General features: G+C 43.4%; 11 protein-coding genes. 6 read left to right on the top strand and 5 right to left on the bottom strand.

Annotation, left to right across the window (positions count from 1 at the left end; translation table 11 throughout):
* Window positions 1-24: 24 nt before the first annotated feature.
* Complete coding sequence (locus AO382_RS10075) at window positions 25-2259, bottom strand: TonB-dependent siderophore receptor (protein WP_064620845.1); 2235 nt, start codon at window positions 2257-2259, stop codon at window positions 25-27.
* A 396-nt stretch (window positions 2260-2655) separates the two neighbouring features.
* Window positions 2656-4128, bottom strand: coding sequence for an IMP dehydrogenase (gene guaB, locus AO382_RS10070; RefSeq protein ID WP_064620842.1), 1473 nt, complete (start codon window positions 4126-4128; stop codon window positions 2656-2658).
* Between the two features lie 465 nt (window positions 4129-4593).
* Between guaB and AO382_RS10065 the strand changes: the two genes are divergently transcribed.
* From AO382_RS10065 to AO382_RS10045, 5 genes are all read left to right on the top strand, one after another.
* Window positions 4594-5415, top strand: coding sequence for a DsbC family protein (locus tag AO382_RS10065; protein ID WP_064620839.1), 822 nt, complete (start codon window positions 4594-4596; stop codon window positions 5413-5415).
* 413 nt (window positions 5416-5828) lie between these two features.
* Window positions 5829-7130, top strand: coding sequence for a homoserine dehydrogenase (locus AO382_RS10060; RefSeq protein WP_064620836.1), 1302 nt, complete (start codon window positions 5829-5831; stop codon window positions 7128-7130).
* Between the two features lie 160 nt (window positions 7131-7290).
* Window positions 7291-7977: a ribosome biogenesis GTP-binding protein YihA/YsxC gene (yihA, locus tag AO382_RS10055; RefSeq protein WP_081261415.1), complete on the top strand. Its 687-nt coding sequence runs from the start codon at window positions 7291-7293 to the stop codon at window positions 7975-7977.
* Complete coding sequence (gene rsmI / locus AO382_RS10050) at window positions 7974-8819, top strand: 16S rRNA (cytidine(1402)-2'-O)-methyltransferase (protein ID WP_064620834.1); 846 nt, start codon at window positions 7974-7976, stop codon at window positions 8817-8819. Before yihA ends, rsmI begins: the two co-directional genes overlap by 4 nt.
* Window positions 8820-8839: 20 nt before the next feature.
* Entirely contained in the window at window positions 8840-9286 is a 447-nt protein-coding gene (locus tag AO382_RS10045) for a GatB/YqeY domain-containing protein (RefSeq protein WP_064620831.1), read from the top strand.
* A 40-nt stretch (window positions 9287-9326) separates the two neighbouring features.
* On the opposite strand, the gene AO382_RS10040 is transcribed toward AO382_RS10045, so the two are convergent.
* From AO382_RS10040 to yegQ, 3 genes are read right to left on the bottom strand one after another with little or no spacing between them, the layout of a single operon-like run.
* On the bottom strand, window positions 9327-9584 hold the full coding sequence (locus tag AO382_RS10040) for a YfhL family 4Fe-4S dicluster ferredoxin (RefSeq protein WP_064620828.1): 258 nt from the start codon (window positions 9582-9584) through the stop codon (window positions 9327-9329).
* A gap of 4 nt (window positions 9585-9588) precedes the next feature.
* Entirely contained in the window at window positions 9589-10329 is a 741-nt protein-coding gene (locus tag AO382_RS10035; protein WP_064620825.1) for an NYN domain-containing protein, read from the bottom strand.
* A gap of 9 nt (window positions 10330-10338) precedes the next feature.
* Window positions 10339-11760, bottom strand: coding sequence for a tRNA 5-hydroxyuridine modification protein YegQ (gene yegQ / locus AO382_RS10030; RefSeq protein ID WP_064620822.1), 1422 nt, complete (start codon window positions 11758-11760; stop codon window positions 10339-10341).
* Between the two features lie 202 nt (window positions 11761-11962).
* Here yegQ and AO382_RS10025 point away from each other — a divergent pair, with 202 nt between their 5' ends.
* Window positions 11963-13357: an FAD-binding oxidoreductase gene (locus AO382_RS10025; RefSeq protein ID WP_064620819.1), complete on the top strand. Its 1395-nt coding sequence runs from the start codon at window positions 11963-11965 to the stop codon at window positions 13355-13357.
* Window position 13358 lies beyond the last annotated feature (1 nt).

Raw genomic sequence — 13358 nt, 5'->3', positions numbered from 1 at the left:
GTCATACCGATAAATCAGTAAGTATTAGTAAGTAAAGTTCACGCCAACACGGAAATCACGACCTGCCCCAGGCAGTGCTATCACAGAAGCACGCTCACTATGTGGGCGATAGTTTTTATCAAAGACATTGTTCACTGAGAAATTCACATTCATCTTATCATTGCCATAAGGCTTCCAGTTGGCATAGATGTCGCTGACACTGTAACCTGGGCGATATTCAGGTTCCGTTTTGTGTGATAACACAGCACGGTCAGTACCTTGAACGCTCTTATTGTTGATGCCAACTTCCAGATTATCCATCACCTTATAGCCAAGTGATGCTGTCCATGTGCGACCAACAGGTAGGGCAAACTCTGGGTTGCCACTTAACTGTACACCCACCAACTCAGGACGGCTTTCAGAAACCCCAATACGACCAGTCAGCGGTCCTTGAGCATAACCCACACCAAGCTCATAACCTTTGTTTGTCATATGTCCAACATTTTTAATGGAATTAATTTTAACGCCATGACGAGAATTAGCAAAGTTACCTAAGGCATTTTCGGTTTTTTGATAAAAAATACTGCCATCAGCAAATACTGTACCATTATTGTAGTTGAAGCCAATCTCAGCATTTTTAGCAAGCTCAGCCTTGGTATCATCATCAATGCTCACGATGCCACGATGACCTTGAGCCAATAAGGTATCATACATGCGTGGACTGCGTGTTGCCATATTCAGCACACCATTGACGCTCAAATCAGGGTTAACTTGGTAAATCACACCCAAGCTTGGGTTGATGTTACCATCTTTGCGTTTTTTACCATCCATGGCGGTGAATTCAAAATGATCATAACGCAAGCCACCTGTCAGCGTCCAAGGGCCATAATCTTTGATGGCTTCGGCATAGACGCCAATATCAGTTTTTTCTTGATTGATGATATCAACTGGTAAGTCAAATGTTTTGGGAGATCGACCAACGGTATCGCCTTTTCGTTTTTTCTCAGCAGGAATCAGCTCTTGATGGCGATAGTTAAGTCCGTATTTGACAACCAAATCGGTCATTGGATAAGTATCGATATTAAAGTTTGCCCCATGGGTGATGTATTTGCTGGTAACAGGCTTTTCAAAACCACCCAAATAGCCATTGTTCTTATTGGCAGAATCATGACGTAGATTGTCTTGCTTATAGATATTGGCAGTAACGTTACCCAAGGGCAGTTTGCCTTGGTATTCTAAGTTGATGTTCTTTTGAATGGTTTCACGATAAGCTGGGCGGTTTCTGTCCAAATTAGGCACCTGTCTGCCATTGGCATCGACCACATGATAACCGACCACCTTATTATCTTTATCATTTATTTTTTTACCAAGCTTATAGCCCTGACCTGGATAATCTTTATTTAATTCTGCCAAAAGATCTGCTTCGGTACGGATTTTACCTTTTTTTTCTATGTCTATTGTCAAATCAGAATTGGCGAAGTCAAACTCTTCACGCACACCACGGATGCCTTTATGAGTTTGGTTTAAATGGCTGACCACAAATCGATGATCGCCAGCGGTTAGCCCTGCCTTAGCAAGGAAGCTGGATTTATCTAAGGCACTACTTGTGACCACGTCATTGCCCAACAGATTGGTGTACCCTTTACCGCCTTTATAGTCGCTTTCATCTACTTTATTATAAGAGACAAGGGCATCTACCTGACCAAATCCTGTCTGTGCTTTACCAAAGGCACTGCCATGATAAGAATGACCTTTGTTGGTTGATAAGCCTGCACCAACTTTAAAGCCATAATCTTTGTCGCTGTTTCTTAAAAGCTCATCAGCATCTAAGGTTTTGGTAACAATCGCACCATTGGTTGCCCCAATGCCTGCACTGGCAAAGCCTGCCCCTTTTTGTACCGAAACGACTTTGACCATCTGGGGGTCTAGCATAAAGCGACCTTGGTGATACAAAAACTGACTGTCAGTATAGGCATTATCAATTTTGGTATCAATCGAGTTTTGACCCATGCCACGGATACTGATAAATTGAGAAGTACCATTACCACCACCGAAATCAATGGCGGGCTCACCTTGTAACAGACCACGCAAATCTGTGGCAGTTCTTTCGTCTTTTTCTCGTAAGGTAACAACATTGGTTTTAATTTTTGCACCTTGGCGATCACTGACCACTGTATCGCCTGCCAAGACAACCTTAGGTTGGCTGACAGCTGCAAAAGCAGTGGTTGTAAAAGCGGCACTCACCGCCAATGTCAGCGGTAATAATTGAAACTTATTCATAATGACTCCGATTATGAGGCTTGAAATCAAATTTGTTTTTGTCAAATTATCCCTTGCTCATCTACTTACTAAAATCAACGAAAATATCGCCAAAAATGATAAATAAGAAAAAATAGCAAGGTACAAGTAAGAATTTTATCAAAAAAAATTTTTCTTGTAAATGATAATTGATATTATTGATTAAAATAAATCAGAATTATTGTTATTTATTTTCATAATTTCATCTAACATATTGATTTTGAAAACTTTAAAATTCATATTCTGTTATTTTTAACCATGATCTAAAATTAAAAGCGTTTTAAAATATATGACAACAAATCATGTGTCAGTTTATTTTTTATGCTCTAAAAAGCACCCACCCTATCTGATGAGTGCTTTTATTTGGTATTAATAGCGTTAATTTTGGCGATAATTGGGTGCTTCTTTGGTAATCTGTACATCGTGTACATGCGATTCCTTCATACCTGCGGAAGTCACTTTGACAAAGCTGGTATTCTTACGCATCTGTTCGATGGTCTGGCAACCTGTATAACCCATGGATGATCTTAGACCACCTGCCAATTGACCGATGATGCCTGCCACAGGACCTTTATAAGGCACGCGGCCTTCGATACCTTCTGGTACCAGTTTTTCAACGCCATCTTTGGCATCTTGAAAATAGCGATCTGATGAGCCATTTTGACCGCTCATCGCACCTAGGCTACCCATGCCACGATAAGCTTTATAATAACGACCTTGGAACAGCTCAACCTCGCCAGGCGCTTCTTCGGTACCTGCCAATAAGCTACCCACCATGATGCACGACGCACCTGCTGCGATGGCTTTGGCAATATCACCCGAAAAACGAATACCGCCATCGGCAATCAAAGGAATGCGATCTTTTAACGCACTTGCCACACTATCAATGGCACTGACTTGTGGGACGCCAATGCCTGCAACAATACGCGTTGTACAAATAGAACCAGGACCGATACCCACTTTGACAGCGTCTGCACCTGCATCTAGCAGTGCCAAAGCAGCATCACCTGTTGCGATATTACCCCCAATGACTTGGATATTAGGGTAGTTTTTCTTAATCCATGCTACGCGGTCGATCACGCCTTTTGAATGACCATGCGCGGTATCTACGATGATCATATCGACTTGTGCGTCAATCAATGCCTCTACGCGAGCTTCGGTATCGGCACCAGTACCAACTGCCGCACCAACCAATAGACGACCTTTGCTATCTTTGGCAGCATTAGGGTTATTTTCTGCTTTAGAAAAATCATTCACTGTAATCAACCCTTTAAGCTGATAATCATCATCAATCACCACAACTTTTTCGATACGATGGCGATGTAGCAGCTCTTTGATACGCTCTTGGGTTTCGCCTTCTTTAACAGTCACAAGCTTGTCTTTTGGCGTCATGACATTGGTCACAGGCTGAGATAAATTGGTCTCAAAACGCAAATCACGATGAGTGACAATACCCACAACCTTATTAGTGCCTGCTTCAACGACTGGTACGCCACTGATTTTATGCTCACGCGTCAAGGCAAGCAAATCGCCAACAGTTGCATCGGCGGTAACAGTAATCGGATCTGCCACCGTCCCAGCTTCAAACTTCTTAACATGACGAACACGGCGCGCCTGATGGGCGATGTCCATGTTCTTATGAATGATCCCCATACCGCCAAGCTGGGCCATAGCGATCGCCATTTTTGATTCGGTCACGGTATCCATGGCAGCAGAAATGATGGGCAAATTGATGGTAATATCTTTGGTTAAGCGAGTAGTTAGGGAAGTTTGTTTTGGGAGAACTTCAGAATAGGCGGGCAAAAGCAAGACATCATCAAATGTCAAAGCATCATAGGCAATGCGTAGCATAGGTTATTTCCTGTATGAGATGGATTGGTCTTCAAGGATAAAGTACCAAAAGCAGGTTTGAAATAACGCCGTATTGTATCAAATAATTATGACAATTTGCAAGTCAGCTGATGCGATTATTTAAAATAAAATAAGTTAAGTTATTATCAATTTATTATAAATGTAATATGAATAATAATCCAATGCGATAAAACCAAAACAAACCACAGTAAAAATTAACGCTGTCATTTAAACAAATATCTTGAAATATCTTGGTGGCAATGACCATTTTTTGGTATAATTTTTTGAGATTATCTATTTTAGTTAAGCCAATGACTTTTGGGATATGATGATTAAGATGTCAAGACTTCATAACTTCATGCAACAGCCATCTTAATCATCAAAGGCAAGTCGCTCAATGACTGATAAATCATTGATATCACACTCTCAAACCACCATTTTTATCACTTTTAGGCTGTTAAAACCATGCGTCAAATTTTTATGCACCGATTTATGCACCGATTATTACCGCCAACACTGATGGCAAGCTTTTTATTATTAAATGCCTGTAGCTCTGGCAATTCTCATGCCAAAGATACTTCTAATGCCAGCCAGCCAACAACCCAAACCCAAACTTCTTCTCAAAGCGATACCACGCTTATCAAGACGCTCCAAGATAATTTGACCCAAGCGGGGGTTGATATCACTGTGACAAATGCCCTGCCAACAACCATGCCTGATATATATTGGGTCAGCTTTGAAAATGCCCCTGCAATGTTCACAGATAAATCGGGTGAATATTTAATTCAAGGGCAAATTGTCAAATTAAGTGGTGATTATCCGACAGATATTACCGCTGACATTCAGTCATCTTTGGCCAAAGAAACCTTGGCCAAAGCCAATACTGATGATATGATTATTTACCCTGCAACCAGTCAGCATAAAGCATCTATTTATGTTTTTAGCGACCCAACTTGCCACTACTGCCGAATGCTACACAAGGATATCGAGCAGCTCAATGCTGGCGGTATTGAGGTGCGTTATTTGGCATGGCCACGCTCAGAACGAGACATACCACTCACCGAGGCAATTTGGTGTAGCCAAGACCGAAAAGCAGCCTTAACAGCAGCTAAGCTTGGTCAAACTGTCCATGCCAAGCATTGTAAAAACCCCGTTCAAGAACATTTGGCATTAGGGCGTAGTTTGGGCGTATCAGGCACGCCTGCTGTTTTTGCCGAATCTGGCAGGCAGATTGGTGGCTATATGCCTGCCAAAGATCTCATCCATACTGCCATTGAACAACGATAACTATCCTGATTGATCAAAAAGCTGGAGCGTGCCTACCCTTGATGATATTTTATTAAGTTTTGATAAAAATAAAATTTAATATTATTTATGATGAAAAACGACTAAATTTTATTTTTGTTGTCAATACCACAGGTAAGCACACCCTAATACCTAAGGGTAAAAATTAAATCACCAAAAAACCTAGCACAAAACACGAACTTATGATAACTTAGGCAACTTATTAAATTAAACACTTAAATTAGACGCTTAAATGGGTTGGTGATTTGACCTTCATTTGGCAAGATTGTCTTCTTTATCCAAATCAAACCAAGCGGCACTTGGATTGATCATTTAACCATTTTTAATTTTTTGAATTTTGGCTATGGATTGATTAGCCAAACACTTAAGCAAACATTCCGATCACGGAGCATCTTGTGAATAACACCATTAATCTTGCCGTACTGGGTCTAGGCACTGTCGGCACTGGCGTATTAAATCTCATCAAAGATAACATCAATGAGCTGACTCGCCGCAGCGGTCATCAGCTTGTCGTCACGCACGCAGGCACTCGCCGCCATCGTAATGACATTGATCCAAGCATCCATCAAACTGCAGATCTGATGGCGATTGCAGAAGCTGAAGATGTGGATATCGTCATCGAAGTGATTGGTGGCACAGATGTGGCTTATGAAGTCATCACTCACGCCATCCGCCACAAAAAACATGTTGTAACCGCCAACAAGGCTTTACTTGCCAAACATGGTAATGAGATTTTTAAATTGGCCGAAGAGCATGGCGTACAAGTACGCTATGAAGCGGCTGTTGCAGGCGGCATTCCGATCATTAAGATCGTTCGTGAAGCATTAGCAGCCAATAAAATTGATTGGCTGACAGGCATCATCAATGGTACAGGCAACTTTATCATGACCGAGATGCAGCAAAAAAATCGTAAATTTGATGAAGTACTTGTTGAAGCTCAAGCACTGGGCTATGCTGAAGCTGATCCGACTTTTGATGTCGAAGGGATTGATGCGGCACATAAATTATCTTTGCTTGCGTCGATTGCCTTTGGTATTCCTGTGCAGTTTGATAAGGTCTATTGTGAAGGGATTACCAAAATCAGCCTACAAGATGTGATTTATGCCAAAGAGCTTGGTTATACCATCAAGCACTTAGGCTTTGCCATTCGCCGCGAGCATGGGATTGAGCTTCGCGTGCACCCTGCCTTGATTCCATCTCAAGCGCTATTAGCCAATGTCAATGGCGTCAAAAATGCGGTGATGATTGACGCCCATCCTTTGGGTCAGTCTTTATACTACGGCGATGGCGCTGGTGCTGGTGCGACAGCATCGGCAGTGGTGGCTGATGTGATGGACTTGATTTATGTGATTGATGCGGCTACCCCAAGCGATGTGCCGCACCTAGCATTTATCCCTGAGGAGCTGTCCGACATTGGTATTTTACCAAGTGATGAGATGACCTCTGGCTTTTACTTACGCTTGACCGTCAAAGATGAAGTGGGCGTTTTGGCGAATACGACGCGTATTTTGAGTGATAATGGCATTAATATTGATGCCATCTTGCAGCGCGACGCCCATAAGTCGGGACTGGTGCCGATCATCATTTTAACATTGCCCGTCCTTGAAAAGCAAATGAACACCGCCATCAGCCAGATTGAGGCGCTTGGTGCGGTGGTTGAGCCTGTCGTGCGTATTCGCTTAGAAAGCTTAGAATGATTAAAAATGGTAAAACAAAAAAAGGATGGCAAACGCCGTCCTTTTTTGTTGCCAAAAAGATCAATCTGCACTGATATAATCAATCAAACAAAAGCTGTCATATCGCTATTTTTGGTCTTTCATGATACACTTAGCTCATTATTTATGATGATGAAACGATATGAACAGCCAAGAGATATTAAAACAAATTCACCAAACCAAATTCTTGCTTTCGGCGCCGACTTTTAAGCTGTGCCCTGAAGACACAGGCTTTGAAGTGGCGTTCGCTGGTCGCTCAAATGCTGGCAAATCTTCAGCCATCAATACCATTACTCATCAAAAACAGCTTGCCCGATCATCAAAGACGCCCGGGCGCACTCAGATGATTAACTTTTTTACCGTCGGCGATGAGCAAGCGCGTATTGTGGATTTGCCAGGCTATGGCTATGCTGCTGTGCCCGAGAGCATGAAAATCAAATGGCAAAAAGAGCTTGAAGAATATCTGGTATCTCGCCAATCCTTAGTAGGACTGGTTTTGATGACTGACATTCGTCATCCGCTTAAATATTTTGATGAGCAAATGCTGCACTGGGCAAAAGATGGCGGACTGCCTGTGCATGTTCTGCTTACAAAGGCAGATAAGCTCAAGCGCGGCGCACAAAAAGCGGCGCTACTATCCACCAAAAAACAGCTAGAAGCACTAGATCTGCCCTTTAGCATTCAGCTGTTTTCTGCGCTTAAAAAAGAAGGCATCGATGATCTTGCCAATGTGCTTGGTGAGTGGCTGCACTTGACCGATCGAAGTCAGCAAGATCATGATGTTATCCTGAATGCCCAAGATCAGAAGCAGCCCGAGGTCGGTTCATGATGGGCAAATTATACCTCGTCAGCACACCGATCGGTAATTTGTCAGACATGACAGAGCGTGCGATCACCACACTAAAATCTGTGGATATCATCGCCTGTGAAGACACTCGCACCTCCGCCAAGCTGCTTAAACATTTTAATATCACAACACCAACAAGCGCCTATCATGAGCATAATGCCGACGCCCAAACACAGCGGCTCATCGAGAAACTCAGCACTGGTCAATCCATCGCCCTGATCAGCGATGCAGGTACGCCGCTCATCTCCGACCCTGGATATCGCTTGGTCAAGGCAGCTCACGAACATGGCATCGATGTGGTTCCCATTTTAGGCGCGTGTGCAGTGATCGCCGCCTTGTCGGCAGCAGGACTGCCTTCAGACCGATTTACTTTTGCAGGATTTTTGCCTGCCAAGTCGCATGGTCGCCTAAAAGCATTGGAATCTTGGTGTGATCGCACAGAGACATTGATATTTTATGAAGCACCGCATCGCATCGTCGAGAGCCTAAGCGACATGGTGTCAGTCTTTGGGGCAAACCGTGAAGCGACCCTTTGCCGCGAGCTGACCAAGACCTTTGAAACCATCAAAAAGCTGCCCCTTGGCGAGCTGCTGCAATTTGTTCAAAATGACAGCAATCAACAAAAAGGTGAGATTGTTTTGGTGGTGGCAGGCTGTGATGATGCAGCACACCAAAGCACAGACTACGATCAGTGGCTACTTGCCATCGCCAAAGAATTGCCACCAAAAAAGGCTGCCGGCGTGGTCGCTGATGTGCTTAATCTCAAAAAATCAGATATTTATGACAGATTACTCACCCTTCAAAATCAACAAAAATCCGTTTAAATGACCAAAAGGAGCACCAGATGAATTTAAAAGACTCTCTATCAGAAGCCATCAAATCCGCTATGAAAGCTCGAGAGATGGACGTGGTTAAAATTATGCGCAACGTCCAAGCGGCAATCAAAAAAGTAGAAATTGACAGCCAAACAACTTTGGATGATAAAGCGGTGCTTGAGCTATTACAAAAGCAAATCAAACAGCGCCAAGAATCGCTTGATATTTATGAAGCGAATGGTCGAGATGATTTGGCTGCCAAAGAGAAATTTGAGATTGAAGTGATTGGGCAATTTCTTCCAGCACAGCTTGATGAAGCGGCGCTAAATGATATTATCGCTGCGACCATTACTGAGCTTGAAGCTGATAGCATGAAAGATATGGGACGCGTGATGAATGCAGTCAAAGAAAAAACCGTCGGTCAAGCTGACCCTGCCATCATTTCAGGATTGGTTAAAAAGGCGTTGTCTGCCTAATCATCATCCACCCCAATCAAAAGCGCGCCAACAGGTGCGCTTACTTATTCCAAATCTTTTTATATTTTTGGAGAAGATCATCTTCTGATTCGATACGGTCAGGGTCTTTGATGATACAATCAATCGGACAGACCTTATCACAAGTAGGCTCGTCATAAAAGCCGATGCACTCGGTGCATAAATCAGGGTTGATGACATAAGTCTTTTGACCTTTTTGGTCATAGCTGATGGCATCATTGGGACACTCTGGTTCACAGATGTCGCAGTTGATACAGTCGGTGGTGATTTTTAGTGCCATAGTTTTAGGTATTAGCTGAATTTTTAGGCGATTTTTTGTTTTTTTTGTTTTTAATGATGTAATGACTGTCGTTTAGTTGAACTTCAAACAAATCAATGGCTTTCACCAAATCGCTCAATTGTTTATAGCCATAATTTTTACTATCGAACGATGATTGATTTTTGATGATACTGCCCACTGACGATAATGAAGCCCAGCCCTTCTCATTTTGAGCTTCTGAAATGGCGTGACGCAGTAAATTCATCAGCTTGGCATCTTGTTTCAGCTCATTACTTGACTTTTTGGACATGCCTGTATGATTTTGATTAGTATTTTCGCCATCCAAATATAAAAATCTTGAACATGCCTGCACAAGTGATTTTGGCGTTTTTTGTTCGCCAAACCCAATGACCACCTTACCCTCATGGCGCAGTCGCATCACCAGTGGCGTAAAATCGCTATCTGACGATACAAGGCAAAACACATCGACTTTATTTTCGTGCAAGATATCCATGACGTCAATCGTCATAGCCATATCGGTGGCATTTTTGGATTTGGTGTACGCAAACTGCTGAACTGGCTTTAAAGCATTATCCATCAAGATATCCTCCCAGCCTTGCAGACCGTGATTTTTCCAATCTCCATAAATTTTACGGATATTGATTGTGCCAAATTTTGCCAATTCACTTAAAATAAATTCAATCTTTTTGGCAGGGGCGTTGTCAGCATCGATAAACAAAGCCACGTTCTTATTTGCAAAATCCATAAATCCTCATCAAGTATAAATCGCCTCACTCACGCTTTTCATCACTAGGGCAAATTTTAGCACGTCTTTATCCATATCCTTAAAGGGATTGGCAATTTGACACACCCAACCAGAGCCTAACGCACCATCAATCACCGCGTCTTTTTTGTCCCACATCTCAGTTAGCGTGTAGCTAACATTCCCCTGCGGGGTCATGATTTCAATGGTATCGCCCACCATCAGTTTGTTTTTGACGGTCAAAGTCAAACGCTCATCGCTGATGTCCGCCACTTCAGCGACAAACTGCTGATTGTCGGTCTTAGATGAGCCGTAGTCATAGTTTTGATAATCAGAATGCACATGACGGCGTAAAAAGCCTTCGGTATAACCACGATTGGCAAGCCCATCAAGCGCAGTGATGAGACTGGTATCAAATGGCTTGCCTGCCAAAGCATCATCAATGGCACGGCGATAGACCTGAGCGGTGCGTGCCACATAATAATGCGACTTGGTACGCCCTTCAATCTTTAACGAATGCACGCCCATAGCCACCAAATCAGGCACCAGCTCCACCGCACGCAAATCCTTGGAGTTCATGATATACGTGCCGTGCTCGTCTTCATACATCGCCATGAGCTCACCTGGACGGCCTTGTTCTTCTATCAAGACCACGTCATCGGACGGCTGCTCTACATAGTCATCACCCATCACCACATCGCCGTTAAGGTTCACGCTACCAATGGCATTGGCATCTTGGGCTTGATTCGGCACAAACACTTCGGGTGTGGCAGGCACGATGTCGCCAGTTTCGTTTTCTGTCGCTTTATAAGTGTTATACGACCAACGGCAGGCATTAGTGCAAGTACCTTGGTTGGCATCACGCTTATTGATATAGCCAGACAAAAGACAACGCCCCGAATACGCCATGCACAACGCACCATGCACAAACACTTCAATCTCCATGTCAGGCACTTCTTTGATGATTTGCTCAATCTCTTTTAAGGACAGCTCACGGCTGACAATCACCCTAGTCACGCCCATTTGTTGCCAAAATTTGACGGTCGCCCAGTTTACCGCATTGGCTTGTACCGACAGATGAATATCCTGCTCGGGAAAGGCTTCACGCACCATCATAATCATGCCAGCGTCCGACATGATGAGCGCATCAGGCTTCATCTCAATAATGGGGCGAATATCTTCAATAAAGGTTTTAAGCTTGGCGTTATGGGCTTGGATATTGACCACCACATAAAACTTTTTGCCAAGTGAATGGGCGTATTCAATGCCCTTCGCCAAATTTTCTTCATCAAAATCGTTATTACGCACCCGCAATGAGTAACGCGCCTGCCCTGCGTACACCGCATCCGCCCCATAAGCAAAGGCGTATTGCATGTTTTTAAAGGTGCCAGCAGGGCATAAAAGTTCAGATTTTTTGGTGATTAGGGAATTCATAAAGCTGCTCTGTTTTTATAGTCAAAATTGCTCCATATTATAGCAAATTTTTCGACATTGATGGTGATTATCCTGCTTAAATGAGCGATGATACTGGTTTTAATGTTGCACAAAAATCACACCATCTTGTCAAAAACCATTAAAAAATTCTCAATAATCTGCTATCATAAGGCAATTATTTTTTGAAAATTTTGAGACCACTATGAACCCACATCACGCATTTTTACAGGCGCTATCAGACGTCCTGCCTGCTTTGAGCATCAAAACCGATACCGAATCTACGCAGCACTGGGGACGCGATTGGACAGTACACTTTAGCACCGATTGCCAGGCGGTGCTATTTCCAAAGAGTACCGAAGAGGTGGCAACCATTGTCCGATTGGCTAATGAGCATGGCACGCCCCTGGTCCCTAGCGGTGGTCGCACAGGTCTGTCGGCTGCGGCGGTGGCATCAAAAGGTGAAGTGGTGGTTAGTTTTGATAAGATGAATCACATTGGGCAGTTTTATGATGCCGATCGTATGGTAGAAGTCGAAGCAGGTGTCGTGACCAAGGCTTTGCAAGAGTTTGCCGCAAGTAAAGATCTGTACTATGCGGTGGATTTTGCGTCATCTGGCTCAAGTCAAATTGGCGGCAATATTGGCACCAATGCTGGCGGCATCAAAGTCATTCGCTATGGCATGACGCGCAATCAAATTTTGGGCTTGACCGTCGTCACTGGCAAGGGTGATATTTTAGAATTAAACGGCGGTATGCTTAAAAACGCCACAGGCTATGATCTTCGCCATCTGTTCATCGGTGCCGAAGGGACGCTCGGCTTTGTCACCAAAGCTTTGATCAAGCTTGAAAAACAGCCAGTAAACTTGACCGCCATGGTGCTGGGCGTGCCTGAGTTTAATAGCGTTGTGGCGCTGCTGGATCGTTTTGGGAAGGCGCTGAGCTTAACCGCTTTTGAATTTTTTGATCAAATTGCCGTTGATAAAGTCATCGCAGCAGGTCACACCAAAGCACCTTTTGACAGCCAAGCACCCTTTTATGTATTGCTAGAATTTGAAGCGATGACAGAAGAAGTGCTGGATTTGGCGATGAGCGTATTTGAGCAATGCGCCGAAGATGGCTTGATCATTGATGGCGTGATGAGCCAAAGTGTCGGTCAGCTTCAGGAGCTTTGGAAATTGCGTGAAAGCATTTCTGAAACCATTTCAGTGTTCACCCCTTATAAAAATGATGTGTCAGTACTGATCAGCCATTTGGCAAACTTCATCAGTGATATCGAACAGATCGTCAAAGACAATTATCCAGATTTTGAGATCTGCTGGTTTGGACACATTGGTGATGGGAATCTGCATTTAAATATCCTAAAGCCTGCCAATTTAAGCAAAGATGAGTTCTTTGAAAAATGTCAAACGGTCAATACCTATGTGTTTGATACCGTCAAAAAATACAAAGGTTCCATCTCGGCTGAACATGGTGTGGGCATGACCAAAAAACCTTATCTGACCTACACACGCACCCAGACTGAGATTGACTATATGAAAGCCATCAAAGCCGTCTTTGACCCCAATGGCATCATCAATCCTGGGAAGATTTTTGATTGAG

Source organism: Moraxella catarrhalis (genome assembly GCF_001656295.1).
GTDB lineage: Bacteria > Pseudomonadota > Gammaproteobacteria > Pseudomonadales > Moraxellaceae > Moraxella > Moraxella veridica.
The sequence above is the reverse complement of the archived record's forward strand: the minus strand, read 5'-3'. Positions and strand labels throughout refer to the sequence as shown.

Excerpts from the sequence above, each read along its gene's own strand:
- AO382_RS10045 (WP_064620831.1), top strand. The coding sequence starts at position 8,840 with ATGAATTTAAAAGACTCTCTATCAGAAGCCATCAAATCCGCTATGAAA.
- yihA (WP_081261415.1), top strand. The coding sequence starts at position 7,291 with ATGAACAGCCAAGAGATATTAAAACAAATTCACCAAACCAAATTCTTG.
- guaB (WP_064620842.1), bottom strand. The coding sequence starts at position 4,128 with ATGCTACGCATTGCCTATGATGCTTTGACATTTGATGATGTCTTGCTT.
- AO382_RS10025 (WP_064620819.1), top strand. The coding sequence starts at position 11,963 with ATGAACCCACATCACGCATTTTTACAGGCGCTATCAGACGTCCTGCCT.
- AO382_RS10075 (WP_064620845.1), bottom strand. The coding sequence starts at position 2,259 with ATGAATAAGTTTCAATTATTACCGCTGACATTGGCGGTGAGTGCCGCT.
- rsmI (WP_064620834.1), top strand. The coding sequence starts at position 7,974 with ATGATGGGCAAATTATACCTCGTCAGCACACCGATCGGTAATTTGTCA.
- yegQ (WP_064620822.1), bottom strand. The coding sequence starts at position 11,760 with ATGAATTCCCTAATCACCAAAAAATCTGAACTTTTATGCCCTGCTGGC.
- AO382_RS10065 (WP_064620839.1), top strand. The coding sequence starts at position 4,594 with ATGCGTCAAATTTTTATGCACCGATTTATGCACCGATTATTACCGCCA.
- AO382_RS10040 (WP_064620828.1), bottom strand. The coding sequence starts at position 9,584 with ATGGCACTAAAAATCACCACCGACTGTATCAACTGCGACATCTGTGAA.
- AO382_RS10035 (WP_064620825.1), bottom strand. The coding sequence starts at position 10,329 with ATGGATTTTGCAAATAAGAACGTGGCTTTGTTTATCGATGCTGACAAC.